Below are 23513 nucleotides of genomic sequence, written 5' to 3' on the forward strand. Positions count from 1 at the left end.
TGGCGAGAACGATCCGGCATGGCATTGGGGCGGAGAAACGTGCGGCTACCGCGCAACGCCGCTCCGGTCGATGAAATCCTGCGGGGACGTACTCCCGCGCCGGTTCCGGGGCTGACGTCGAGGCGGCCTGCCCACCGACACGGCCATCGCTGCGCCATCTGACCCGGGAAATCTTTTTCAATGATTAACGCGCTTGTGTTTGGGCAAGTCTTTGATCTGACACAATTCACAAGCAATTTCTTCGGTGTCGAAGAGTTCAGTATCTTGATCATACTATGATATGCGACAGAAGAGACGGACCTATTGTTGTCCGGATCAAAAACGTCCGGCCACCGCCAGCATGACGGTAAACTCTCATATTCCGTGTTATTCCAGATCAAGACACAGCCTTGCCGATATCGTGATGCTTAGAAATTCATACAATTAGAGGCTAACAGGATTTCCCTCTCTCATCAATGGCGGTGGATGCGGCCATTCCCCTGAAAAGGGCATGAAAATCTCCCTTCGCTCCCGCAACGCGGCGCGATAGCGCTATCAAGTAAAATCAGCGTATTGAAAATATTGTCGGCAATGATGGCGAGCAGGCTCTCGCAGTCCTTCAGCCCGCCGACGACACCATGAAGGCGATGGAGATCGACACCGGCGACAGCAGAGTGGAGATCAGCAGCGACATCGACACCACCTCGCGCCCGGCATTGTAGCGCTCCGCGAAGACATAGGCGTTGATGCCGATCGGCAGGGCCGCGGCGGTCACCGCCGGGGCGACCCACAGCGGCGGCAGGTCGAAGACCTGGGTGGCCAGCAGCCAGGTCAACAACGGATGCAGGCCGGTCTTCAGCAAGGCCACGACAGTGGCGGGCAGCACCGCGCCCGAAGCCGGGCTGAGCGCCAGCGACGCCCCCAGCGTGAAACAGGCGCAGGGAAGCACGGTCTGCGCCAACATGGTGAAGCTCTTCATCACCATCGGCGGAATCGCCAGATGGATGAGGTTGGCGGCCAGCCCAAGGATCACCGACACCACCAGCGGGCTGCTCAGCGTCGCCTTCGCCGCATCCAGCGTCGCCTTCACCGGCCGCCCGGCCCTTCCGTTGCGTGCCGACCGCTGGGTTTCCGCCAGCATGGTGGCCGAGGTGAACAGCAGCGGCGACTGGAAGACGATCAGCAGCATCACCGGCACCGCCACCGTCGGTCCATAGGCCTCCATGATGATGGGCGACCCCAGCAGCGCGATGTTGGAGAAGGAACTGGCGAGGCCGATGGGCGCGATCTGCTCCCGCCGGCCCGCCAGCCGCATCCACAGCCCGCCCACCAGGAACACCGCGACCGCCGCGACATAGAAGGAGCCCAGCACCGCCCATTCCAGCGGGTCCGGAATATCGGCCCGCGCCATGTTGGAGAACAAAAGCGCCGGCAGCGCGTAGATACCGAGGAAACGGGAAAGCCCCTGGACCATCGCTGTGCTGAAGCCACGGTAGCGCGCCGCCCAGAAGCCAAGGGCGATCAGGCCGAACATCGGCAGGACGATCTGGAAAATCAGCGACATGGACGCGGCACCATAGGGGGCGGGGTCGGCGACAACCGCCGATGCGGGGGCTTTCCTTTACACGGTTCCGCTCAATCGGCGGGAACGATCTCCAGCGGCGGAACGCCCAGCACGTCCACCAGGGTGGCGCCGGCCTCGATCTGCTCGGTCCATTTGCGCTCGCGCTCCAGCAGGGCGAGGCTTTGGACAAGGGCGGCCTCGGCGAAGGCCAGCGGCACCACGACCACACCGTCCTCGTCGCCCAGGATCAGGTCGCCGGGATTGACCGGCACGCCGCCGATGGCCGCGGTGACGTCCATCTTGCCGCCGAAATTCTTGTGCGGGCCGCGGGCGACAGCGCCCTTGGCGAAGACCGGCAGGCCAAGCCCGCGGATTTCGTGCAGGTCACGGACCGACCCGTCGACCACCAGACCGCCAAGCGCGCGCCGCTTGCAGCAGCGCACGACCCATTCGCCGGCCAGCGCCACGTCGTCCAGGCCGCCACCGGCCACCACCACGACGTCGCCCGGCTCCGCCAGGCTGACGGCATGGTGAACCATGCTGTTGTCGCCGGGCATGGTGACCACGGTGCGCGCCTGGCCGCAGATCCGCATGCCGGGGACCATCGGCTTGATCCGAGAATCCATGCTCTGGCAGCGGTTCATCGCGTCGGAAGCGACGCTGCTGGGAACCGACGACCATTTGGCAAGGGCGTCGGTCGACAGGCGGGGATAATCGACGAGGTAGCGTTGCATAGCCATGGCGGTTTCCTTTCTTCGTATCTGGTTCTGGTAACGGAGTCGCGATGTCCGGTTCGAAGTGCGGCGGCGGAATGCCCTTCCGTGACGGACCGTTTCCCGCTTCCGGCAAGGCTGGGCGAAGGTGGGGCGGAGGCAGGACCAAGCGACGCTTTCTGCCATCCCGATCCTCGGCCCGCGCCTTACCAGGCACCATTGCAAGGAAAGGCGCCGGACCAGCGAAGATCGATGGCCGGGACGTCCCCACGCGGGAATGTTTCAGAATTTTAGCGCGCTTTTCCGCAGATCATCAACGTTCGGCACAACCCCCGGAGCTTTAAGCGCCATTTATTTAGATTTTGAAGTGTAACCGCCCCGGCGATCAGGCGCAAGGAGGTTGACAATCTGTAAATATGTCATGGGAAATTCCGCATCGCTTTCCGGGCTGTTGTAAGGCGCAACGCATCCAAAGCGCGAAATTTCAGTGAAACAACAACGTCGGACGATGGTGGATACAACTGCGGACCCGCGGAACGGTCACTCCTCGACGTCGGAAAGACACTGGCACGTTTCTGCCGAAAGGATTGACTACACTTGCATGACGGTTGGAATTGGCTTTGCAGCAATTGAAAGCTGGGCAGGCCGCCAGACGGCAGATCCGGCGGGCCGGTCATCCTGCATCGAACCGCTGCAGCGGGCGGAACGGAAGCCCCACGGGCGGTGGGAGCCCAGGCGGCAGAAGCGAGGCGCCAAAAAGCGAAAGGCCGGCACCCGAAGGTCCGGCCTTTTGAGATCGCATACTCCAGCATAAAGGCTGGATGAAAATGGAGCGGGCGAAGGGATTCGAACCCTCGACCCCAACCTTGGCAAGGTTGTGCTCTACCCCTGAGCTACGCCCGCGCTCCGTACCGTCAATCGGCAGTTTGTTTCTGCCGTCCGGCGGTGTGCGGCGGACTATACTCATCGGCCGACGCAATGCAAGCGCCTTGTTTCAGTTTTTTTCACCGGCTGGACGATTTTCCAAGCACCCAGTACAAGGGCTGTCATGGACACCGCATCGACCTCCCTTCCGGACGCCTCCCTTCCAGATGGGGACGCGCCGCTGCCAACCTCGCCGGAGCAACTGCTGGCGCGGCTCGACGCGCTGGGCATCCGGGCGACCACGCACAGCCACCCGCCGCTGCATACGGTGGAGGAGAGCAAGGCCCTGCGCGGCGCCCTGCCCGGCGGCCATTGCAAGAACCTGTTCCTGAAGGACAAAAAGGAGCAGCACTGGCTGGTGGTGGCCCTTGAGGATGCCAAGGTCGACCTGAACAGGCTGGACAAGGTCATCGGATCGGCGCGGCTGTCCTTCGCCTCGGCTGAGCGGCTGTGGCGCTTCCTCGGCATCCGGCCGGGATCGGTGACACCCTTCGCCCTGGTGAACGACACGGAACACAAGGTGCGCGTGGTCCTGCAGCAGGCGATGATGGAGCATGACCTGCTGAACTATCATCCGCTGCTGAACGACCGCACCACCGCGATCCCGCGGGACGACCTGCTGCGCTTCATCCGCGCCTGCGGGCACGAGCCGGCTATCGTCGAGTTCGGCCGTCCGCAGGAGTGACGGGCGCCACGCGGTTTCGACGCAATGCTTGCTTGAGCCGCCCCGCGCGCTCACATATGTCGGCAACGACGACGGTTCGGACCCGGAGAGGGCCGGATCGGCAACTTCATGGCCCACCGGGATGTCCTAATGGGCCAGGCATCACCAACGGGACCGAAACACGCCATGTTCTCCATGCCCCCTGCCAACGGGTCAAAGCCCGCCGCTCCCGCCGCCGGTGCCGCTGACGTCGTCAAGGACAGCAGCGACCGCGCCTTCATGGCCGACGTGATCGAGGCCTCACGCGACGTTCCGGTGATCGTCGATTTCTGGGCACCCTGGTGCGGCCCCTGCAAACAGCTGGGCCCGATCATCGAGAAGGTGGTGCGCGCCGCCAAAGGCGCGGTGCGCCTGGTGAAGATCGACACCGACGCCAACCCGATGATCGCCTCGCAGCTGCGCGTGCAGTCGATCCCGGCGGTCTACGCCTTCTTCCAGGGCCGTCCGGTCGACGGCTTCATGGGCGCCCTGCCCGAATCGCAGGTGAAGGCCTTCGTCGACAAGCTGGTGGCGCTGGCCAAGCAGGCTGGTGTCGGCGGCGATGACATGCTGGACGAGGCCTTCGCCCAGGCCAAGGAGTTGATGGAGGGCGGCGACCTTCAGGGCGCGCTGGACCTCTACAGCCAGATCCTGCAGGCCGAGCCGGAGAACGCCCAGGCCTATGCCGGCATCGTCCGCTGCCTGATCGCCGCCGGCGACCTGGAAAACGCCAAGCAGATGCTGGCCCAGGCCCCGGAAGCCATCGCCAAGGACAAGGAGCTGGCCAATGTCCGCGCCTCGCTGGAGGTGGCGGAGCAGGCCTCCAACGCCGGCCCGATCCCGGAGCTGATGGAGAAGGTCGCCCACGACCCGAACGACCATGCCGCTCGCTTCGATCTCGCCATGGCACTGTTCGCCGCCGGCAAGCGCGAAGCGGCGGTGGACGAGCTGCTGGAGATTTTCAAGCGCGACCGGACCTGGAACGACGATGGCGCCCGCAAGCAGCTCGTCAAGTTCTTCGAGGCGTTCGGACAGACCGACCCGCTGACGGTGAAGACCCGCCGGCGCCTGTCGACCATGATGTTCAGCTGACGTTTTTTCCGGACGCAGGACGGCTGTTCCACCGGCGATGGGGTTCTATCTGATTGGCATGACCACGAACCCAACCAGAAACCCCTTCGACCCTGAGTTCAGCCAGTTGCCGGCGATGCTGCCGATCTTCCCGCTGGCCGGCGTTCTGCTGCTGCCACGGGCAAGATTGCCGCTGAACATCTTCGAGCCGCGCTATCTCGCCATGGTCGAGGATGCGCTGGGCAGCGGCCGTATGATCGGCATGATCCAGCCGCTCGACCCCGCCGGGCGGGAGCGGGAACCGGCGGTCTACGGCTGCGGCTGCGCCGGCCGCATCACCAGCTTCGCCGAGACCGAAGACGGCCGCTTCCTGATCACCCTGACCGGCGTCGCCCGCTTCGAGATCGGGCGGGAGGTGGAGGGAACCCGCGGCTACCGGCGGGTGGTTCCCGACTGGCGGCCCTTCCACGCCGATCTGGAACACGAGCCCTGCGGCGACATCGACCGCAACCGCCTGCTTGGCGCGCTTAAGAGCTATTTCCGGGTCCAGGGTCTGTCGGTCGACTGGAAATCCATCGAATCGACGCTGGACGAGCGGCTGGTCAACTCGCTGGCGATGATCTGCCCCTTCACTCCCGGCGAGAAACAGGCACTGCTGGAGGCCCCGACGCTGGCAGAACGCGGGAAGCTCTTGATCGGGCTGGTGGAGATGGCCATTCTCGACAGCCATGACGGGGACGGTCCGCCGCCCAGGCACTGACATTCTTCCAGTCACCGCCCTTCTTCCAATCACCACGAGACATGAGATGGCGACGCCCGAGGACAAGAGCAGCGAAGCGAAAACCAACGCCCGCGTCGATCCGAAGCTGCTGGAGATCCTGGTCTGCCCGCTGACCAAGGGTCCGCTGCGCTATGACGCCGAGCGCGGGGAGCTGGTCAGCGAGCGCGCCGGCCTCGCCTATCCGATTCGCGACGGCATCCCGATCATGCTGATCGACGAGGCCCGCAGCATCGACAAGGCGGGGTCGCCGCGATGAGCGACAACGGGTTCGGCACCGTCCACTGGCCGACCGAGATCCGCCTGAAGAAGGAGGAGAAGCGGCTGGACGTCGATTTCGACGACGGCCGGACCTTCTCCTACCCGGCGGAGTTCCTGCGCGTCGTCAGCCCGTCCGCCGAGGTGCAGGGCCACAACCCCAGCCAGAAGCAGACGGTGGCCGGGCGCCGCCATGTCGGCATCATGCGGCTGGAGCCGGTCGGCAACTATGCCATCCGCATCGTCTTCGACGACCTGCATGACAGCGGCATCTTCAGCTGGAAATACCTCTATGAGATCGGCACCGAACAGGACGCCCTGTGGGCCGAATATCTCGAAGAGTTGCAGGCCAAGGGCCTGAGCCGCGACCCGCGACGGTAATGGCGTCCCTCTCCCAACCTGGGTTGCGAGAGGGATTTCACCTTACTTCCAGATCGGCTTTCCACTGCCGGGCAGGCCGTACAGGTCCCACTTGCGGCTGACCGTCTCCACGACCTCGTCGGTCATGTGGAGCTTCTCGCCCCATTCGCGCTTGGTCTCCGGCGGCCATTTGTTTGTAGCGTCCAGACCGACCTTGCCGCCCAGGCCCGATTCCGGGCTGGCGAAGTCGAGATAGTCGATCGGCGTGCCTTCGATCACCGTGATGTCGCGCGCCGGGTCCATGCGGGTGGAGATCGCCCACATCACATCCTTCCAGTTCCGCGCGTCGATGTCGTCGTCCACGACGATCACCCACTTCGTGTACATGAACTGGCGCAGGAAGGACCAGACGCCCATCATCACCCGCTTGGCGTGACCGGGATAGGCCTTCTTCATGCTGACCACCGCGATGCGGTAGGAACAGCCTTCCGGCGGCAGCCAGAAATCGACGATCTCCGGGAACTGCTGGATCAGCAGCGGGATGAACACCTCGTTCAGCGCCTCGCCCAGCACCGACGGCTCATCGGGCGGACGGCCGGTGAAGGTGGACAGATAGATCGGCTTGCGGCGCATCGTCATGGCGGTGACGGTGAAGACCGGGAAGGGCTCGACCGAGTTGTAATAGCCGGTGTGGTCGCCGTAGGGCCCCTCGTCGGCGTATTCGTCGAGGCTGACATGGCCTTCAAGGACGATCTCCGCCTGGGCCGGCACCTTCAGCGGCACCGTCTTGCACTCCACCAGCTCCACCTTCTTGCCGCGCAGCAGGCCGGCGAACTGGTATTCAGACAGGGTGTCGGGCACCGGCGTCACCGCCGCCAGGATGGTGCCGGGATCGGCCCCCAGCACGACGGCGCAGGGCAGCGGCTCGCGCTTCCCACTCGCAGCCCAGCGATGATGGTGCTGGGCACCGCCGCGGTGCTTCAGCCAGCGCATGATGGTCTTGTTCCTGCCCAACACCTGCATGCGGTAGATGCCGAGGTTGAAGTCGTCCTCGCGCTTGCCCGTCGGTCCCTTGGTCACCACCAGCGGCCAGGTGATCAGCGGCGCCGGCTCGCCCGGCCAGCAGCTCTGCACCGGCAGGCGGCCGAGGTCGATGTCGTCGCCGGTCAGCACGACCTCCTGGCAAGGGGCCGAGCCGACCGTCTTCGGCTTCATCGACAGCACGGTCTTGGCGAGCGGGATCAGTTCCAGCGCCTCGCGGAAGCCGCCCGGCGGCTCCGGCTGCTTGAGGAAGGCCAGGGTCTCGCCAACCGCGCGCAGCTGGTGCGGCTCGCGGTCCATGCCCCAGGCGACCCGCTCCACCGTGCCGAACAGGTTGACCAGCACCGGCATCTCCGAGCGGGTGCCGTCGGCCTTGATGACGTTCTCGAACAGCACCGCCGGGCCATTCTCGGCGAGCAGGCGGGTCTGGATCTCTGTCATCTCCAGAACGGTGGACACCGGCTCCTTCACCACCACCAGCCGCCCCGCCTTCTCCAGCCGGTCGATGAAGTCACGCAACGAGGTGTAGGGCATCGCAGGGTGTCCGATGTGGTGGTACGTCCGAAACGGACGATAACCTTCAACTCGGCGGCCGGTCCGTCAAGTGCGGCGGGGTGGAAATGCGGAGAATTGTCTCCCCGGTCATCGGCTCCCAAGCCGGTCAACAATCTGCCGCCGGTGATTGACGCCACCGAAGAACACGGCGACGATCAACACTTCGGTAAGCACATCGTCGATACTGAAATAGAATGTGAACTTGTTGCTCGTCACCGTCCGGATGTCCGGTCGGATTTCCGGATGTTCCGTGCCGCGATCGGAATGGGTTGCACATGTCCGAAGGTAATCGGGCGCCTCGGGAACGCGGCGCGCCGCCCTTCTGGCCGCTCTTTCAGAGTCGTCCCCCAAATCCAGGTAAGCCTGAAACAGATAGCCTTCGATGCAGTCGAAGTCCCGAGTGACTATCGGCGCATATCGCACCTTATTGCGCTGCACGTGCTTTCCTCTTGCGCTCCAGCATCGCGTGGATGTCCGCGATCCCCTCATCCACATCGATAAAGGGACCGGCAAGGCGCTGGTCGATCAGCAGCCGGAGAGCTTCAAGCTCCAAATCACGGGCTTCCGTCTCGTGGCGTAGCACCTCAAGGCCCTGCTGGATGACGGCGCTGAGGCTTGGATAATGCCCTGCTTCGACGAGGCTGCGCGCGTAGGCTTCCTGCTCGTCGGTGAGGGAAATCGAAGTCTTCACGGTCATGGGTCACCCCCAGCGCCAGACGGCACTACTGGGTCATACCAAGAGCAAGAACCAGACCCCGCCCGCCCCAAAACAAAACCCCTCCCCCACCCCCAGTGGACCAGAGGTCCGGCCGGGCGCGGGAAAGGGGCTCCGTCACCACTCAGGAACCAGGGTGCGAGACCCGGTCCAGGATCAGTACATGTGCTGGCCGCCGTTGACCGACAGGGTCGAGCCGGTCATGAAGCCGTTGTCGTCATCGACAAGGTACAGCACGGCCTTGGCGATCTCCGACGCGCGGCCCAGGCGGCCGACCGGGATGCGGGCGACGATCTTCTCCAGCACGTTGGCCGGAACTGCGCGCACCATGTCGGTGTCGATGTAGCCGGGGGCGATGGCGTTGACGGTGATGCCCTTGGCGGCGCTCTCCTGCGCCAGCGCCTTGGTGAAGCCGTGGATGCCGGACTTCGCCGCGGCGTAGTTGACCTGACCGTACTGGCCGGCCTGGCCGTTCACCGAGCCGATGTTGACGATGCGGCCGAAACCGCGCTCGCGCATGCCGTCGATGACGTTGCGGCACATGTTGAAGCAGGAGGACAGGTTGGTGTGGATCACCTTCTCCCACTGGTCGTAGGTCATGCGGTGCATCACGCCGTCACGGGTGATGCCGGCATTGTTGATGAGCACATCGACCGGGCCCAGGTCGGACTCGATCGCGGCGATACCCTTCTTGCAGGCGTCGAAATCCGCGACGTCGAACTTGTAGGTCGGGATGCCGGTGCGGGCGGTGAACTCCTCGGCCGCCTGATCGTTGCCGGCATAGTTGGCGGCGACCTTGTAGCCGGCATTCTTCAGGGCGACGGCAACCGCCTCGCCGATGCCGCGGGTGCCACCAGTGACGACTGCAACACGAGCCATAGTTCTTCTCCCCAGATTTAGTGATGGTTGGTTGGTTTCTTTGGATTTTTATTGTTGGGCATGGGACTACCTCCGCAGATCCGGCGGAAGCCCCAAGCCTTGGACGAAGCGGGCCGCTTGAATGGTCGAAAGCGGCCCGTCCGGTCCTCAGTCGCGCTGGACGCAGAGGGCGATGCCCATGCCGCCGCCGATGCACAGGGTGGCGAGCCCCTTCTTCGCGTCACGCTTCTGCATTTCGAACAGCAGCGTGGTCAGCACGCGGGCACCCGAGGCGCCGACCGGGTGGCCGAGCGCGATGGCGCCGCCGTTGACATTGACCTTGCTGGTGTCCCAGCCCAGATCCTTGTTCACCGACAGGGCCTGAGCGGCAAAGGCCTCGTTCGCCTCGATCAGGTCGAGGTCGTCGACGGTCCAGCCGGCCTTTTCCAGAGCCTTGCGCGAGGCCGGGATCGGGCCGGTGCCCATGATCGCCGGATCGACGCCGGCGGTCGCCCACGAGACGATACGGGCCAGCGGGGTAACGCCGCGCTTGGCCGCGTTCTCCGCCGTCATCAGCACCAGCGCAGCGGCGCCGTCATTGATGCCCGAGGCGTTGCCGGCGGTCACCGTGCCGTCCTTCGAGAAGGCCGGGCGCAGCTTGGCCAGCGATTCCACCGTGGTGCCGTGCTTCGGGTACTCGTCTTCCGACACGACGACGTCGCCCTTGCGGCCCTTGATGGTGACCGGGACGATCTCGTCCTTGAAGCGACCGGCCTTCTGGGCGGCCTCGGCCTTCTGCTGGCTGGCGGCGGCGAAGGCGTCCTGCTCCTCGCGGGTCAGCTGCCACTTCTGGGCGACGTTCTCCGCGGTGGTGCCCATGTGATAGCCATGGAAGGCGTCGGTCAGGCCGTCGCGCAGCATGGTGTCGAGCAGCTCGGCGGAGCCCATCTTGGTGCCGTTGCGCAGGTGCATGACGTGCGGCGCCATGCTCATGCTCTCCTGGCCGCCGACGACCAGGATATCGGCGTCGCCGTTCTTGATCGCCTGATAGCCGAGCGCCACGGTGCGCAGCCCGGAACCGCAGAGCTGGTTGACGCCGATGGCGGTCGCCTCCACCGGGATGCCGGCATTGACGGCGGCCTGACGGGCCGGGTTCTGACCCTGGCCGGCGGTCAGGATCTGGCCAAAGATGACTTCGTTCACTTCCGCCGCGTCGGTCTTGGCGCGGGCCAGCGCTTCGCGGATCGCGATCTCGCCCAGAACATGGGCGGGAACGGCGCTGAGAGCACCGTTGAAGCTGCCGATGGGCGTACGGGCGGCACCGGCGATGACAACCTCGGTCATTGAACGCTCCTCGAAATAGGACAGTTTTATTATAGCGCTGGTGGGACGCTCGGAGTGATTGTTACCTTAAGTCGAGCACTATGACCGGTGCAAGCTGGCTGAAGGTCGCGGAGCTAACCTGTCGCAGCAAGCCATTCGGCCAGCGGATTCCACACCCCGGTTTCGGCGCCCGCACTCACCACCATTCCGATATGCCCCAGCGGCGGCCGCAGAATCCGGGCACCGGCAATCGCCGCGGGAAGCGCCAGGGCGGAGGCCGGCGGGACGATGCGGTCGCGCTCCGGGATCAGGGCCAGCGTCGGCACGCGGATGGCCTGGGGATCGACCGGAAGGCCGGCGACCATCCAGGCCCCCGCCACCGTGTCGTTGCGACCGTACCACCCGGCCAGCGCGTCGCGCGCCACCCCGGCCACCAGCGGCACACCGTCGTTCAGCCAGTCCTCCAGCGCGACAAAGGCGGCGGCGGCACGGGAGTCCGGCGCCATCCGGGCGAAGCCGGAGAACTTCTTCAGCGCGAGCAGCGGGTCGAGCTGGGCGAACAGCGCCTGCAAGGCATCGGTCGGCAGTTCGCCCCAGCGATCGAGCACAGGTCCCCAGGGCTGGATGAAGGTCGCCACCCGGCGCGCGGTCGCCGAGTCCTCCGCGTGAAAGTCCCAGGGCGTCGCCATCAGCCCCAGTCCGGCGAGGGAGCGCGGCCGGCGCTGCGCCAGCGCGGCGGCCAGAAGCCCACCCATGCAATAGCCGACCGCCGGCACCGGCGCCCCGGCCGCCTCGACCACGAAATCCAGCGCGCGTTCCAGCCGGCCGGCGATGTAGTCGGTCAGGGTGAAGCGGCGCTCCAGCGGCCCCGGCCTCCCCCAGTCGAGCAGAAGCGGCCGGAAGCCGCGCGCCGCCAGCCAGCGCATCAGGCTCCTGTCCCGCGACAGGTCCAGGATGTAGGCGCGGTTGACCAGGGACGGCACGAACAGGACCGGCCGGCCGCCGGCACCCTCGCCATAATCCAACAGGCGCGATCCACCCTCCGCCCACACCACCGGCGGATCGGGCAGGTCGCGGCGGTAGGGATGGCTGCGATAGCGTTCGATCCCCGTCAGGACGGCGTCGATGCGCCGACGGACCTCGCGGTCAATTTCCCGGGTCAGCCGGTCGCCGGGCTCTTGCGCTCTTCCTTGCGGCCGGCCGTCCCGCATCCGGTCCGCCCGCGCCATCTCCTCCCGCAGCACCGCCGCCCGCTCCCGCAGGGCCGGGGCCCAGGGAAGCGAGCCGCTCCTCAAGAGCGGCAATGCGGCCGAGGAGCTGAGCAAGCTGCCCAGCGCCGCCGTCAGATGCAGGGCCAGCGGGCGCGGCCCCTGCCGCTTCACCACTCCCCGGCCGGGTGGAGTTCCGCCCGTCTGCCTGTGGTCCGCCAGACGTTCGCTCATCGGAAGGCCGTCCGTGTTTGGGGGAGCCGCTGTGGGGGAAGGGCGAGGGGCGGGGATCCCAGCCGGTGCCGGGCATGGAGCCACCGGCCAGGCCGCCCAAGCCGAACGGTCCGGCCCAAGAACCCGTCCAAGAGCCGGCCCCCTGCCCCATCATCTGGAACATCCGGGTCATCATGTCCGCCATTTCCGGATCGGCGGCGCAGGCCGTCCATTGATCCTGCCACAGGTCCAGGTAACGGCGCGCCAGCGCTTCGTAAGAAGGCGGCTCGGCGGCGGACGGATCGGAAGGGCGGTCTGGATTCGACGGGTCGGCCATGGTCGGATTATAGGGGGCGCCGGGCGGCATTGACCAGTCCGGCATAGCCCCCACCCTGACCTTTCGGGTATCGGCGGCAAGCGGCCGGACGCGTCCCGCCCCCTCGTCCTGACCAGGAAGAGAGCGCAACCGCGGCGCTATGCCGCGGCGCAACGCTGGACAAATTGCTATCCCTTCGAGTAGTTCTAATGACGGAACAATTTCCGCCGCAAGTCCCGCGTGTTCCGGAACAGCATGGCCTGGAACACGTCCCTTCTTGAAAGAATCAGCGATGGCCGACAAGGAAGACCAGAAGTCCGCTCCGATCACGATCAAGAAGTACGCCAACCGGCGGCTCTACAATACCGCCACCAGCAGCTACGTCACGCTGGACCATCTCTGCCAGATGGTGAAGGACGGGCTGGACTTCGTGGTCTATGACGCGAAGACCGGGGAAGACATCACCCGGTCCGTGCTGACCCAGATCATCGTGGAGGAGGAAAGCAAGGGCCAGAACCTGCTGCCCATCAGCTTCCTGCGCCAGTTGATCGGCTTCTACGGCGACAACATGCAATCGGTGGTGCCGCGCTATCTGGAATATTCGATGCAGGCCTTCTCCCGCAATCAGGAGCAGATGCGCGACTATTTCCAGAACACGCTTGGCGGCATGTTCCCGTTCGGCCGTCTGGACGAGGTCAGCAAGCAGAACATGGCGATGTTCGAGCGCGCCATGCGCATGTTCACGCCCTTCGGCGCCCCCGGCGCCACCGACGAGGCACCCGGCGCACAGCGCCCGGCCGGTCAGTCTGCCCAGGCGCCCGCCGCCCACCCCGTCGGCGCCACCTTCGACGAGCTGCAGAAGCAGATCGACGAATTGCAAAAGCAGATCGCCAGCATCGCCAGCCCCAGCGGCAAGTCGGACACGAAGTAACGGGCAGCCGGCAGGTCCGGCGGAAAACGTTCCCGGTTGACGGGCAGCGAGGAAGGCGGGGTCATACCCCGCCTTTTTCATTGCGCATACGGAAACGGACGCGCAGGCTTTGGACCGTGCACAGGGGGGCAACTTCTCGTCCACGGAGCCGGTACGGACAAATGCTGGCCTGCCAGCTTTCGACTTCGAATCCGCCGGCCCGTCCAACCGCCAGGAGGGAACCGACCATGACCACCGAACTGACCGTTTCCATCACCATGGCCAGCGACGACCCGCGCGAGGTGACGCGGTTCGAGAACCTGCTGCGCGACTGGCTCAGCCACCAGCCTGGCGTGGCCGGCATGGCCATCGCCGACCGCGGCAACGACGCGGCGGCCGAAAGCATCTGGCGCGCCGCCCGCAAGGCGACCTTCGGCCCGGCCCTGAAGAACCCGTTCGCGCCCTGATCAGCCCCGGAACAGGTGCGGGATCATCGCCGACTCCGGGCAGACGCCCGACCCCAGGCGTGGATCTGCCGATTCCCGCACCGCCATGCCCAGACATTTGTCGCCGACGATCCAGGCGTGCAGAACGGCGCGCGTGTCCTCTTCGCGGAAACAGGGCGGCGTTTCCAGCCAGACCGCGCCATGGGCCGCGACATCCTCGCCGATGTCCGGCCCGTCGTCGGCGATCACCGCCCCCTGCCGCAGGATACGGGTCGGCGCACCGTCCAGCCCGTGCAGGGCGCGGACCGTCACCATGTCGGCCCCGGCGATGCCACTGGAGTCCAGCGCCGCGCGGCACAGGTTGGGGTGGCGCGGGTACAGGTGGGACAGCACCGCCAGCAGTCCATGGTTCGACCACAGCCAGCACCACAGCGGCGACAGCACGCTCATGCCGCTGCTCCGCAGACGCTGGAGGAAGCCGTCGTCGGCCAGCCCGTCCCAGGGATAGAGCTTCGCCAGCCAGGAGATCGGCTGCCCCTCGTCATCCAGGAACCGGCGACCGTCCCAGGCGATGGTGTGCAGCGGCAGAAGGCGGGTGTCGATGCCGGCCTCCGCCGCGGTGGCGGCGAGATAGACCAGTTCACCTTCACGCACCGGATCGGGGGTGGCGCAGGTCGCGTGCATCCGGTCCCGGCCGGGCATGCCCGTCGCCATCTCCTCCCACCGCTCCACCAACGCCTCGTGCAGGCCGTTGAACTGGTTAGCGTCGGGGGCCATCGCCTCGCGCCAATTGCGCTGGATCAGCGAGGCGGCGAACAGCCCTTCCGTGGTGTCGTAGTTGCACGCCAGCAGCTTCACACTGTCGCGCCCGTCATAGGCCAGCGTCAGCCGGCCGGCCAAGCCGCCGGCCCGTTCATTGCGCCGACCGCCAGCCCAGTAATCAAGCCAGGAAGCCTCCAGCAGGCGCGCCAGCTCGCCGCGGATGCCGAGCGAAGCAAACAGCTTGTGCTCCATCACATGGCGAACGGCGACGGCGATCATGCTGTGCAGTTCATCCGCCACGCTTTCGATCAGGTCGATCTGCGAGGCGGTGAACTCATAGACGGTGTCCTCCCGCCAGCCGGCCCCGGCCGACATGGCGCGCACACCATAGGGATATTTGCGGAGCCCCGGACGCCAGTCGGCCCGCGGCTTGATCGTCGTCCTGCGCATGCCCGTTCCGAGTCCCGATCGTCAGCGGCGGAAGGCCGGGTGGCAGGCGGCGGCAAGGGGGCGACGCCCGCAAAGCCGCATGGCATGGGTGACGGTCAGCAGGCTGGTCAACTGTCCACAGGTCAACGGTCAACTCCGGGGGAGGCCAATCCGACGCAGGCGCGGATGCTCGCGACGCAATCGCTGCGACGCAAGCACAGCCTTGCGTATGTAACCTGCCGCGCCGCAGCGCGCCAGCGCGCATCCGCGATAGCTCTCCCCCGACTGAATGTGCCGAAGCCACGGCGGGCAAGGCCGCGCCCTCGATTGATCGCTGAAGCGGACCAGCGGCTGCGGCGAAAGGCAGCAGCGGTCCGCCTCGGCGGGCACCGGTCGCCGGCACCCGTCAGATCAGCGTCGCCGCGGGATGCCGCGCCAACGAACGCATGGCCCACAGGGCGAGACGGCCGCGACGCGGCTTCATGGTGACGGCCGCCTGATGCAGCGGTGGCAGTTGCGAAACCGCCGACAGGCCGGGGACCAGCAGCGGGCGGTCGTCGCGCGAGCCGCCCATCCGCTTGAGGCGGCGGGCCGACAACACGATGCGCAACACCTCTTCCTCGGACAGTGTCCGGCGGGCCGGGACGGAGGCGAGGCTCGCTGCCTCGCACAGGGCCGCCCGTTCGGCCAACAGCCCGGTCAGGCCCTTGGCAGCCGCCGTCAATGCAGCTTCATCGTAAAGGGCGAGGACAAGCGTCCTCAACCCGTGTTCCATCCGTGTGGACATGGCGGGCGCTCCGGAAAAATCGGAATGGCGTGCGGAATGGGTGCGTGTTTTCGTCGAAGCGTGCAGAGGAAGGCTTACGGTTCGACAGACGCGATTATCCGTGCGCGGCACCCGTTCGGCCATGCGCCCCAAGGTGGTAACACCCTGTCTGCGACTTCCTGATGCGGAAAGGCCACAGTGGCTGTACCGATAAATATCCCGACAGATCGGTCGGAAATTCAGCTTATCAGGTGATGGCCGGCTTTACTGAGCCCCGGCAGATGTTAGAGAATGGTGGAGCCAAGGAGGATCGAACTCCTGACCTCTACAATGCCATTGTAGCGCTCTCCCAGCTGAGCTATGGCCCCACTATATATCTCTTACTCTTGACCAACACTGATGGTGTTGGTGCGCTTGGAGGGACTCGAACCCCCACGGCCTTTCAGCCACTAGGACCTGAACCTAGCGCGTCTACCAATTCCGCCACAAGCGCGTCCGCGTTTCTTGGGGTCACGCGGGGCGCTCTATGTACCCAGAGCCGCTGCTTCGCTCAAGTGGAAAATGCAATCGCGCAAAAGTTTTTCGGGAGGCTTGGTGGAGGGCAATCCGCTCCCATCACTCCGCCGGCTTGATCGCGTAGAACCGGTAGACCCGCATACCGGCCTCTATGGCGGCGACGCGGCGGGCCCACAGCTCGACCTCCTCCATCACCGCCAGTTTGGTCGGCGTGTCGAGTTGGAACTTCTCCAGATGCTCGACCAGCCCCTGGATAGCGGACAGGATCAGGCCACGGTGGGTGTCGGTGATGTCCTCGGCGATACGCAGGTCGAGGTTGCGCTGGGCGAACGCATTGGCCATGCGGTCCTTCGGCCACAGGTTCGGCGTCAGAGGCTCCTTGTCGCACCAGGTCTGCACTGCCTTGGTGCCCATCGCGTCCGCTTCGGCGATGTAGTCGGTGATCAGCAGATGGCCGCGCGGCTTCAGCGCCAGTTCCATGCCGTCGAACATCTGTTCCTTGTCGCGTACGAAGAACAGGCCTTCCTTATAGACGATGGCGTCGACGCGCTTGGGATAGCCGAAATGTTCGGGATTGAAGGTCTCGATCGGCGCTTTCTTTTCAAGGCCCATCTTGAAGGAGCGGACCATGCCCTCCTTCGCCAGCAGTTCCGACGCCTCCAGCCCGGTGACCCAGCAGCCGTATTTGCCGGCCATGGTGCGGCTGGTGCCGCCCAACCCGGCAGCCAGATCCAGCACGCTCATCGCCGGGTTCAGGCCCAGCGGCTTGACCAGATAGGGAATATGGTCGGCCCCACCGGGGGTGTTGAAACCCTCGCCCCACATCTTCTCCGCCACCTCGATGCGGGTGGCGGTCCACAGCGGCTTGCCCCAGCGATTCATACCGGGGCCGGGAGCGGAGGCCGCAGGCTGCGGCTGCTCCTTCTCCTGCGGTTGCTCTTCGCCCTTCTTCGCCTTCAGACCGGACAGGTCATAGCCTTCCCACCACGCATACAGGCGCGTCTTCAGGCTCGGTCCGTTTCCGGATGCTCCGTCCTTGTCCGTCATCGCCCCATGTCCGTCATCGCCGTGGCACCCCATCCGCCGACCGACCCCCGCCGCAACCGGCTTCCCCGGCCGGTTGCGAGCGGCACGCCATCCTTACGGTTGCTTGGCTCACCCCAAACACACCGTCCGCAAGAATCCGTTCAGCCTCAGGTTAGACGGACGCTAATGGCATGCAAGCGGAAAAATTTCTCCGCGGAAACATGCCCGGCCCCCGTCAGCGCGCGGCCTTGGCCGATGCCGTGCCGGACTCGGCGAGGGAGGCCATGCGGGTACCCGCCGCGTTCAGCACCGGAGCGCAGGCCGCCGGCATCTTGCGGACCACCCGCGGTTCGGGCTTGTGGCCCGGCGGATGCTCGATGGCGGGAGAAGCGCTGTCGAGCCAGGACATCAGCTCGTCGCCGCAACCGTCGCCTTCGGGCTGGGCGTCCTGCTGTTCACACAGCGGGCTGCCGGCCGGGCAGCCCAGGCGGATGTGCATGTGGCCGTCATGGCCGTGCCAGGGGCGCAGCTTGTTCAGGAAACTGCGGTCGGCCCAGCTGCGCTGGCACATCGCCAGCTTGATCGCCGGATTGACGAAGATGCGGGTGACGCGGGCGTCGCTGGCGGCGATCTGGATCATCTTCGCCTGCCGGTCCGACCAGTCGTCGGTGACGCGCATGCGGTCGTAATCGACATACTTGATCTCGTCCAGCCGCTCACGCCCGGCCCGGCCCATCGGCGGCAGATCCAGCCGCAGCCAGACGTCGGCATCCAGCCCGATCTGGTGGCTGGCATGACCCGACGGCATCGGCCCGCCGCGCGCCTGCCCCATGTCGCCGATCAGCGCAGTGCCCAGCCCGGCCATCGCCACTTTCTGACCGAAGTCGCGCAGCATGTCGACCAGCACCGGATGGCCGAAGTTACGCTGGCGCGACAGGCGGATCACCTGATAACCGACACCCTCCGGCGGCAGGGCGCGGGCGCCGGCGATGCAACCGGCCGCATAGCCGCCAATGGATTTGGCGGCACCCAGCGACGGGCCAGTCACCGCCGCCCAGGCGACGCTGGTGGCATAGACGGGGATCGGCGCCGGCTTCTTCTTCCGCTGCTTGGCGTCGACTTCGCCCGCCGCCAGCAGGGCGGCGGCAAGCGCGACGCAGGCGGCCAGTTTGAAGACACGCCCGCCAAAAGCGCGAAATCCCATCTCCGTCCCCCGCATCGCCGCCGCCATCACCACGGCTATAGCGGAGTCGTGGTTAAGGAATGATGGAGGAGGTAGCCGGGCGGCACAACCGGACGGACAGGCGCGAGCCTGGCCCATCCGGGCAATCCAATCGGGGTGCGCCCCGCAATACCTGCCGCTCAGTCCAGAGTCTGGCGATAGCGCTTCAGCGCCACCACCGTGACCACCGTCAGGAACAGGGCCAGCGCCAGCACCTCGGCCGCGATCTCGGCCAGCCCGTTGCCTTTCAGCAGGATGCCGCGGACGATGCGCAGGAAATGGGTCAGCGGCAGGATCTCCCCCACCGTCTGCGCCCAGCCGGGCATGCCGCGGAAGGGGAACATGAAGCCGGACAGCAGCATCGACGGCAGAAAGAAGAAGAAGGACATCTGCATCGCCTGCAACTGGTTGCGCGCCAGCGTGGAGAAGGTGAAGCCGACGGCCAGATTGGCGGCGATGAACAGGATCAGCACCGCTGACAGCAGGCCCAGGCTGCCGACGATCGGCACGTCGAACAGCAGCCGCGCCGCCACCACGATCAGCAGCACCTGGACATAGCCGACGACGACGAAGGGCACGATCTTGCCCAGCATCACCTCGAACGGCCGCACCGGCATGGCAAGCAGGTTCTCCATGGTCCCGCGCTCCCGCTCGCGGGTGACCGCCAGGGCGGTCATCATCACCATCGTCATGGTCAGCACGACGCCCATCAGGCCGGGCACGACATTGTATTGCGTAATGCCTTCCGGGTTGTAGCGGCGATGGACGCGCAGTTCGATCGGATCCGGGCCGGTGCGCAAGCTCGCCAGTGGTCCGGTGAGGTCGGGGTTCAGCGCCTGCCGGGCGATGGCGGTCAGGGCTGACAGGGCGTTGCTGGTCGCCGCCGGGTCGGTGGCGTCGGCCTCCACCAGCAGGACAGGGCGGGCGCCACGCTGGAGATCACGGGCGAATCCGGTGGGGACGGTGACTGCGAACTGCACCTGCCCCTCCGCCAGCAGCCGGTCGATCTCGGCCTCCGATCCCGCGATCCGGGTGATGGCGAAATAGCGGGAGTTCTCCATCGCCGCGACCAGGGTCCGGGCGAAGGGGCTGGAGTCGGCGACCAGAACGGCGGTCGGCAGCGCCTTTGGGTCGGAGTTGATGGCGAAGCCGAACAGGATCAGTTGCAGGATCGGCACCCCCACCATCATGGCGAAGGTCAGCCGGTCGCGCCGCATCTGGATGAATTCCTTCACCATCACCGCCATCAGGCGGCCCGCCGATATCCGCGCCATCGCACTGCCTCACAGGACCGGGGTATGCGCAAGACTCTACGCCACCCCGTCGGCCCGGTCGAACTGCAACGCCGCCAGCCTGGCATAGAGCCCGCCCTGCGCCACCAGCTCGCCATGGGTGCCGGTCTCCACCACGCGGCCCTGGTCCATCACCACGATGCGGTCGGCATTCAGCACCGTCGCCAGCCGGTGGGCGACGATCAGCGTGGTGCGGCCGTGCATCAGCCGGTCGAGCGCGTCCTGCACCATCCGCTCGCTCTCGGCGTCGAGCGCGCTGGTCGCCTCGTCCAGCAGCAGCACCGGCGGGTCGCGCAGGATGGCGCGGGCGATGGCGAGCCGCTGGCGCTGACCGCCCGACAGCCGCACGCCCTTCTCGCCGAGGAAGGTGCCCAACCCCTCCGGCAGCGCATCGAGGAAATCCAGCGCATGGGCGGCCTCGGCGGCGGCGCGAACCTCGGCGTCCGAGGCGTCGGGCCGGCCATAGCGGATGTTCTCCCAGGCATTGGCAGAGAAGACCACCGGATCCTGCGCGACGAGGCCGAGACGGCGGCGCACCTCCACCGGATCGGCATCGCGCAATTCGACGCCGTCGAGCCGCACCGAACCGGCCTGCGGGTCGTAATAGCGCAGCAGAAGCTGGAACACCGTCGACTTGCCGGCGCCCGACGGGCCGACCAGCGCCACCCGCTCGCCCGGCCTGACGTCCAGCGAGAAGCCCTCCAGCGCCGCCCAGTCGGGCCGCGATGGATAATGAAAGCGGACAGTGTCGAAGGACAGCGCCCCGGCCGAAGGGCTGGGCAGCGGCTTCGGCACGGCCGGCGGGCGGATCTCCGACTCGATGGCGAGCAGGCTGAACAGGCGCTCTGTGGCACCGGCGGCGCGCTGGAGATCGCCGATAACCTCGCTGATGGCGCCGACCGATCCGGCAACGACCACCGAATAGATGACGAAGGCAGACAACTGGCCCGGCGTCAGCCGGCCCGCCACCACGTCATGGCCCCCGATCCACAGGATGATGCCGACTGCGCCGAAAACCAGGACGATGACGATCACCGTCATCACAGCCCGCACCCGCACGCGGCGGATGGCGACGTCGAAGGCCTCCTCCACCCGCTTGCCGAACAGGGCGCGGTCGATGGCCTCGTGGGTGAATGCCTGGACGGTGCGGATGGCGGCCAGAGTCTCCTCGACGAAAGAGCCGACATCGGCGATGCGGTCCTGGCTGTCACGCGACAGCTTGCGCACCCGCCGGCCGAAAAAGATGATCGGCGCCACCACCAGCGGCACCACCAGCGCCACCAGCCCGGTCAGCTTGGGCGAGGTGATCAGCAGCATGCCGGTGCCGCCCAGGAACAGCAGCGCGTTGCGCAGAGCGATGGAGGCGGACGAGCCGACGACCACCTGCAACAGCGTGGTGTCGGTGGTCAGGCGCGACAGGATCTCGCCGGTCTTGGTCGTCTCGAAAAAGCCGGGGGACAGGGTCAGCACATGGTCGTAGACGGCGCGCCGGATGTCGGCGACCACCCGCTCGCCGATCCAGCTGACCAGATAGAAGCGACCATAGGTGGAGGCCGCCATCAGCGCGATCACCGCCAGCAGAACCAGAAGCGAGCGGTCGAGCAGCGAGGTGTCGCCGCCGGCGAAACCCTGGTCGATCAGCACCCTCATCCCCTGCCCCATCCCGAGCACGGTGCCGGCGGCCACGGTCAGCGCCACCATCGCGCCCAGGATGCGCCATTTGTAAGGGAGCAGGAACGGCACCAGCCGGCGCAAGGGCCCAAGGTCGCGGCGGCGGGCATCCGCCTCGCCACGGGCAGAGGCGGCGATCATGTCGGGGGAGGGTTGGCGAGCCACGCGGTTCCCGCTTGTCTGTTGGGGTTATTGGTGCGGATCGCTGGCATATAGCGCGGTGCGGTGACGCCAACAAGGCGACGGAGGGGCGAAACCCCTCGCAAAATGGTCTTGGAACCGAGCGCGAACTCCTCGATCGGGCCTCGATTCCGGGGTTGCGCCGACGAGGGGCTTTTGGTATAGACGCCGCTCGCTTTGCAGGAACCCCGGCCATGAAGACTGACATCCATCCCGACTATCACGAGATCACCGTGGTCATGACCGACGGCAGCTCGTTCACGACCCGCTCCACCATGGGCAAGCCGGGCGACACGCTGCGCCTCGACATCGACCCGAAGTCGCACCCGGCCTGGACCGGTGTGCAGAAGCTGCTGGACACCGGCGGCCAGATCGCCAAGTTCAACAAGCGCTTCGCGAACTTCGGCCTCAAGAAGTAAGCGTTACCGCACTTCTATCCTGCCGATGCGAAAAGGGCGTCCGACCGGTTCGGACGCCCTTTTCGTTTGTGCATTCGTCGGTGGCTGTCGTTTACCCCACCGCCGCCGCGGCCTCGCGCTCCACATCGGCGCGGACCATGGCGTCGAGCCGGTGGACGCGCATGTACAGGCTGTGGCTGCGCTCCAGCAGGCTGCGCAGGCCGGACGGCAGTTCCTCGTTGTCGGGTCCGCCGGGGTCGGAACAGATCTCGCCGCCGGACAGCGCGAAATCGTCGCTGGCCGCCTGCTCCTTCGTCATCTCGCCGGCATGCACGGCCTTCTGCGCCAGCAGCCACGCCATCACCTGGGTCAGGCGGCTGGTCACCCGCATGGATTCGTAGGAGATTTGCAGACGGACCTGCGGCGGCAGCTTCCGGTGTTCGGCCGCATCATGATAGGCGATGTAATTCCGCGCCTCGATCAAGAGGGCCATGGTCTCGTCGTAGGGACCGTTGAAGAAGAAGGTGTGCGAAGTCATGGTCGTCGGCCCCCTCCCGCGGACTTACGGCCCTAGCGTGAGCCTTGCCGCAACTGATTAACAATTGGTGACCGGGCGGTGGCCAGCAACCCCAGGCGGGGTTCGACCGGGCTTTGTGCGGCCGCCCTCTTGAACAGGGAAAAGCGTCGATTATCTCTCGCTCGTCCGGCGGATGCCCATACGGGGTCCGCCATCAACCGGGGCCCCGGCCCAGCCTTTAGAGGACCGACCAAGCCGTGGTCCTCGACGGCCGTATCGCTCTTTCGGAGGATATGTCATGCGCAGCTACGACCTTTCGCCGCTGTTCCGTTCCACCGTCGGTTTCGACCGCCTGTCGCGTCTGCTTGAGACCGCGACCACTGGTGACGAGGCGGCGTCCTACCCGCCCTACAACATCGAAAAGCTGAGCGAGGATTCGTACCGGATCACCATGGCCGTCGCCGGCTTTGGTCTGGACGACCTCAACATAGTCGCTCACCAGAATTCGTTGACCGTCACGGGTAAAGCTAGGAAGGACGAACCGACCGGCCAATTCCTCTACCGGGGTATCGCCGGCCGCGCGTTCGAGCGCCGCTTTCAGCTGGCCGATTTCATCAAAGTGACCAACGCGTCGCTTCTGAATGGCCTTCTGCACATCGAGCTGGCGCGCGAGGTACCCGAAGCGATGAAGCCGCGAAGCATTCCGATCGTCACCGCCGCCGGCGACCAGCCGGTGGAGGTCGAGGCGCCCGCAACCGCTCCCGCCCTGACCCGGCAGGCGGCCTGACGCTCTGTCCGG

General features: G+C 66.1%; 24 protein-coding genes and 3 tRNA genes. 9 read left to right on the top strand and 18 right to left on the bottom strand.

What is annotated here, in order from left to right; genetic code table 11:
- Positions 1 to 598: 598 nt before the first annotated feature.
- The 3 genes from E6C72_RS01460 to E6C72_RS01470 all read right to left on the bottom strand — a co-directional run bounded on the left by E6C72_RS01460 (position 599) and on the right by E6C72_RS01470 (position 3159).
- The gene (locus E6C72_RS01460) at positions 599 to 1543 is read right to left on the bottom strand and encodes an AEC family transporter (protein ID WP_109086719.1); all 945 of its coding nucleotides are present in this window, start codon (positions 1541 to 1543) and stop codon (positions 599 to 601) included.
- A gap of 71 nt (positions 1544 to 1614) precedes the next feature.
- Positions 1615 to 2283 (bottom strand): RraA family protein, encoded by a 669-nt coding sequence (locus E6C72_RS01465; protein ID WP_109086718.1) that lies wholly within the window; start codon positions 2281 to 2283, stop codon positions 1615 to 1617.
- Positions 2284 to 3084: 801 nt separating this feature from the next.
- Positions 3085 to 3159 (bottom strand) — tRNA-Gly (locus E6C72_RS01470).
- A gap of 145 nt (positions 3160 to 3304) precedes the next feature.
- On the opposite strand from E6C72_RS01470, the gene E6C72_RS01475 reads away from it, so the two are divergent.
- From E6C72_RS01475 to E6C72_RS01495, 5 genes are all read left to right on the top strand, one after another.
- Positions 3305 to 3865: a prolyl-tRNA synthetase associated domain-containing protein gene (locus E6C72_RS01475; RefSeq protein ID WP_109865334.1), complete on the top strand. Its 561-nt coding sequence runs from the start codon at positions 3305 to 3307 to the stop codon at positions 3863 to 3865.
- A 165-nt stretch (positions 3866 to 4030) separates the two neighbouring features.
- Complete coding sequence (locus E6C72_RS01480) at positions 4031 to 4975, top strand: co-chaperone YbbN (protein ID WP_109865335.1); 945 nt, start codon at positions 4031 to 4033, stop codon at positions 4973 to 4975.
- 58 nt (positions 4976 to 5033) lie between these two features.
- A complete protein-coding gene (locus E6C72_RS01485) occupies positions 5034 to 5714 on the top strand; it encodes an LON peptidase substrate-binding domain-containing protein (RefSeq protein ID WP_169055119.1) in 681 nt (226 codons plus the stop codon).
- 46 nt (positions 5715 to 5760) lie between these two features.
- On the top strand, positions 5761 to 5991 hold the full coding sequence (locus E6C72_RS01490; RefSeq protein WP_109865336.1) for a Trm112 family protein: 231 nt from the start codon (positions 5761 to 5763) through the stop codon (positions 5989 to 5991).
- Positions 5988 to 6371: a gamma-butyrobetaine hydroxylase-like domain-containing protein gene (locus tag E6C72_RS01495; protein ID WP_109865337.1), complete on the top strand. Its 384-nt coding sequence runs from the start codon at positions 5988 to 5990 to the stop codon at positions 6369 to 6371. Before E6C72_RS01490 ends, E6C72_RS01495 begins: the two co-directional genes overlap by 4 nt.
- Positions 6372 to 6413: 42 nt before the next feature.
- On the opposite strand, the gene E6C72_RS01500 is transcribed toward E6C72_RS01495, so the two are convergent.
- The 6 genes from E6C72_RS01500 to E6C72_RS01525 all read right to left on the bottom strand — a co-directional run bounded on the left by E6C72_RS01500 (position 6414) and on the right by E6C72_RS01525 (position 12284).
- Positions 6414 to 7925, bottom strand: coding sequence for a UbiD family decarboxylase (locus E6C72_RS01500; protein WP_109865338.1), 1512 nt, complete (start codon positions 7923 to 7925; stop codon positions 6414 to 6416).
- Positions 7926 to 8033: 108 nt separating this feature from the next.
- The gene (locus E6C72_RS01505; RefSeq protein ID WP_136700626.1) at positions 8034 to 8384 is read right to left on the bottom strand and encodes a type II toxin-antitoxin system RelE/ParE family toxin; all 351 of its coding nucleotides are present in this window, start codon (positions 8382 to 8384) and stop codon (positions 8034 to 8036) included.
- Positions 8371 to 8643, bottom strand: a complete 273-nt coding sequence (locus E6C72_RS01510; RefSeq protein WP_109865340.1) for a type II toxin-antitoxin system ParD family antitoxin — start codon at positions 8641 to 8643, stop codon at positions 8371 to 8373. The genes E6C72_RS01505 and E6C72_RS01510 overlap by 14 nt, the downstream gene beginning before the upstream one ends.
- A 174-nt stretch (positions 8644 to 8817) precedes the next feature.
- Positions 8818 to 9540: an acetoacetyl-CoA reductase gene (gene phbB / locus E6C72_RS01515; protein ID WP_063635164.1), complete on the bottom strand. Its 723-nt coding sequence runs from the start codon at positions 9538 to 9540 to the stop codon at positions 8818 to 8820.
- A gap of 147 nt (positions 9541 to 9687) precedes the next feature.
- Positions 9688 to 10863 (bottom strand): acetyl-CoA C-acetyltransferase, encoded by a 1176-nt coding sequence (locus E6C72_RS01520; protein WP_109865341.1) that lies wholly within the window; start codon positions 10861 to 10863, stop codon positions 9688 to 9690.
- A gap of 113 nt (positions 10864 to 10976) precedes the next feature.
- Positions 10977 to 12284, bottom strand: a complete 1308-nt coding sequence (locus E6C72_RS01525; RefSeq protein WP_247876152.1) for an alpha/beta fold hydrolase — start codon at positions 12282 to 12284, stop codon at positions 10977 to 10979.
- Between the two features lie 587 nt (positions 12285 to 12871).
- Here E6C72_RS01525 and phaR point away from each other — a divergent pair.
- Together phaR and E6C72_RS01535 are read left to right on the top strand one after the other, a co-directional pair.
- A complete protein-coding gene (gene phaR, locus E6C72_RS01530; RefSeq protein WP_109865342.1) occupies positions 12872 to 13510 on the top strand; it encodes a polyhydroxyalkanoate synthesis repressor PhaR in 639 nt (212 codons plus the stop codon).
- 227 nt (positions 13511 to 13737) lie between these two features.
- Entirely contained in the window at positions 13738 to 13956 is a 219-nt protein-coding gene (locus E6C72_RS01535) for a hypothetical protein (protein WP_109865343.1), read from the top strand.
- Here E6C72_RS01535 and E6C72_RS01540 read toward each other — a convergent pair whose 3' ends face one another.
- From E6C72_RS01540 to E6C72_RS01575, 8 genes are all read right to left on the bottom strand, one after another.
- Positions 13957 to 15147, bottom strand: coding sequence for a glutathionylspermidine synthase family protein (locus E6C72_RS01540; RefSeq protein WP_109865344.1), 1191 nt, complete (start codon positions 15145 to 15147; stop codon positions 13957 to 13959).
- Positions 15148 to 15532: 385 nt separating this feature from the next.
- Positions 15533 to 15913: a hypothetical protein gene (locus E6C72_RS01545; RefSeq protein ID WP_109865345.1), complete on the bottom strand. Its 381-nt coding sequence runs from the start codon at positions 15911 to 15913 to the stop codon at positions 15533 to 15535.
- 271 nt (positions 15914 to 16184) lie between these two features.
- A tRNA-Ala gene (locus E6C72_RS01550) sits at positions 16185 to 16260 on the bottom strand.
- A gap of 38 nt (positions 16261 to 16298) precedes the next feature.
- A tRNA-Leu gene (locus E6C72_RS01555) sits at positions 16299 to 16385 on the bottom strand.
- A gap of 122 nt (positions 16386 to 16507) precedes the next feature.
- Positions 16508 to 17455: a methyltransferase domain-containing protein gene (locus tag E6C72_RS01560; protein ID WP_247875950.1), complete on the bottom strand. Its 948-nt coding sequence runs from the start codon at positions 17453 to 17455 to the stop codon at positions 16508 to 16510.
- A gap of 214 nt (positions 17456 to 17669) precedes the next feature.
- Positions 17670 to 18638: a penicillin-insensitive murein endopeptidase gene (gene mepA / locus E6C72_RS01565; protein ID WP_247875951.1), complete on the bottom strand. Its 969-nt coding sequence runs from the start codon at positions 18636 to 18638 to the stop codon at positions 17670 to 17672.
- A gap of 158 nt (positions 18639 to 18796) precedes the next feature.
- Positions 18797 to 19930, bottom strand: coding sequence for an ABC transporter permease (locus tag E6C72_RS01570; protein WP_109443082.1), 1134 nt, complete (start codon positions 19928 to 19930; stop codon positions 18797 to 18799).
- 36 nt (positions 19931 to 19966) lie between these two features.
- Positions 19967 to 21760 carry an ABC transporter transmembrane domain-containing protein gene (locus E6C72_RS01575; RefSeq protein ID WP_169055166.1) on the bottom strand — a complete coding sequence of 598 codons (1794 nt, stop codon included), beginning with the start codon at positions 21758 to 21760 and terminating at the stop codon, positions 19967 to 19969.
- Positions 21761 to 21993: 233 nt separating this feature from the next.
- Here E6C72_RS01575 and rpmE point away from each other — a divergent pair, with 233 nt between their 5' ends.
- Entirely contained in the window at positions 21994 to 22218 is a 225-nt protein-coding gene (rpmE, locus tag E6C72_RS01580) for a 50S ribosomal protein L31 (RefSeq protein ID WP_012974887.1), read from the top strand.
- A gap of 91 nt (positions 22219 to 22309) precedes the next feature.
- Here rpmE and E6C72_RS01585 read toward each other — a convergent pair whose 3' ends face one another.
- A complete protein-coding gene (locus tag E6C72_RS01585) occupies positions 22310 to 22735 on the bottom strand; it encodes a DUF1465 family protein (RefSeq protein ID WP_109443084.1) in 426 nt (141 codons plus the stop codon).
- 277 nt (positions 22736 to 23012) lie between these two features.
- Here E6C72_RS01585 and E6C72_RS01590 point away from each other — a divergent pair, with 277 nt between their 5' ends.
- Positions 23013 to 23501 (top strand): Hsp20 family protein, encoded by a 489-nt coding sequence (locus E6C72_RS01590; RefSeq protein ID WP_109443085.1) that lies wholly within the window; start codon positions 23013 to 23015, stop codon positions 23499 to 23501.
- Positions 23502 to 23513: the final 12 nt, after the last annotated feature.

The sequence above is a fragment of the Azospirillum sp. TSH100 genome (genome assembly GCF_004923295.1).
Lineage (GTDB): Bacteria > Pseudomonadota > Alphaproteobacteria > Azospirillales > Azospirillaceae > Azospirillum.

What these genes read in the sequence shown, in the direction of transcription:
- E6C72_RS01460 (WP_109086719.1), bottom strand. Translation starts at nt 1,543, where the DNA reads ATGTCGCTGATTTTCCAGATCGTCCTGCCGATGTTCGGCCTGATCGCC.
- E6C72_RS01465 (WP_109086718.1), bottom strand. Translation starts at nt 2,283, where the DNA reads ATGGCTATGCAACGCTACCTCGTCGATTATCCCCGCCTGTCGACCGAC.
- E6C72_RS01475 (WP_109865334.1), top strand. Translation starts at nt 3,305, where the DNA reads ATGGACACCGCATCGACCTCCCTTCCGGACGCCTCCCTTCCAGATGGG.
- E6C72_RS01480 (WP_109865335.1), top strand. Translation starts at nt 4,031, where the DNA reads ATGTTCTCCATGCCCCCTGCCAACGGGTCAAAGCCCGCCGCTCCCGCC.
- E6C72_RS01485 (WP_169055119.1), top strand. Translation starts at nt 5,034, where the DNA reads ATGACCACGAACCCAACCAGAAACCCCTTCGACCCTGAGTTCAGCCAG.
- E6C72_RS01490 (WP_109865336.1), top strand. Translation starts at nt 5,761, where the DNA reads ATGGCGACGCCCGAGGACAAGAGCAGCGAAGCGAAAACCAACGCCCGC.
- E6C72_RS01495 (WP_109865337.1), top strand. Translation starts at nt 5,988, where the DNA reads ATGAGCGACAACGGGTTCGGCACCGTCCACTGGCCGACCGAGATCCGC.
- E6C72_RS01500 (WP_109865338.1), bottom strand. Translation starts at nt 7,925, where the DNA reads ATGCCCTACACCTCGTTGCGTGACTTCATCGACCGGCTGGAGAAGGCG.
- E6C72_RS01510 (WP_109865340.1), bottom strand. Translation starts at nt 8,643, where the DNA reads ATGACCGTGAAGACTTCGATTTCCCTCACCGACGAGCAGGAAGCCTAC.
- phbB (WP_063635164.1), bottom strand. Translation starts at nt 9,540, where the DNA reads ATGGCTCGTGTTGCAGTCGTCACTGGTGGCACCCGCGGCATCGGCGAG.
- E6C72_RS01520 (WP_109865341.1), bottom strand. Translation starts at nt 10,863, where the DNA reads ATGACCGAGGTTGTCATCGCCGGTGCCGCCCGTACGCCCATCGGCAGC.
- E6C72_RS01525 (WP_247876152.1), bottom strand. Translation starts at nt 12,284, where the DNA reads ATGAGCGAACGTCTGGCGGACCACAGGCAGACGGGCGGAACTCCACCC.
- phaR (WP_109865342.1), top strand. Translation starts at nt 12,872, where the DNA reads ATGGCCGACAAGGAAGACCAGAAGTCCGCTCCGATCACGATCAAGAAG.
- E6C72_RS01535 (WP_109865343.1), top strand. Translation starts at nt 13,738, where the DNA reads ATGACCACCGAACTGACCGTTTCCATCACCATGGCCAGCGACGACCCG.
- E6C72_RS01540 (WP_109865344.1), bottom strand. Translation starts at nt 15,147, where the DNA reads ATGCGCAGGACGACGATCAAGCCGCGGGCCGACTGGCGTCCGGGGCTC.
- E6C72_RS01545 (WP_109865345.1), bottom strand. Translation starts at nt 15,913, where the DNA reads ATGTCCACACGGATGGAACACGGGTTGAGGACGCTTGTCCTCGCCCTT.
- E6C72_RS01560 (WP_247875950.1), bottom strand. Translation starts at nt 17,455, where the DNA reads ATGACGGACAAGGACGGAGCATCCGGAAACGGACCGAGCCTGAAGACG.
- mepA (WP_247875951.1), bottom strand. Translation starts at nt 18,638, where the DNA reads ATGGGATTTCGCGCTTTTGGCGGGCGTGTCTTCAAACTGGCCGCCTGC.
- E6C72_RS01570 (WP_109443082.1), bottom strand. Translation starts at nt 19,930, where the DNA reads ATGGCGCGGATATCGGCGGGCCGCCTGATGGCGGTGATGGTGAAGGAA.
- E6C72_RS01575 (WP_169055166.1), bottom strand. Translation starts at nt 21,760, where the DNA reads ATGATCGCCGCCTCTGCCCGTGGCGAGGCGGATGCCCGCCGCCGCGAC.
- rpmE (WP_012974887.1), top strand. Translation starts at nt 21,994, where the DNA reads ATGAAGACTGACATCCATCCCGACTATCACGAGATCACCGTGGTCATG.
- E6C72_RS01585 (WP_109443084.1), bottom strand. Translation starts at nt 22,735, where the DNA reads ATGACTTCGCACACCTTCTTCTTCAACGGTCCCTACGACGAGACCATG.
- E6C72_RS01590 (WP_109443085.1), top strand. Translation starts at nt 23,013, where the DNA reads ATGCGCAGCTACGACCTTTCGCCGCTGTTCCGTTCCACCGTCGGTTTC.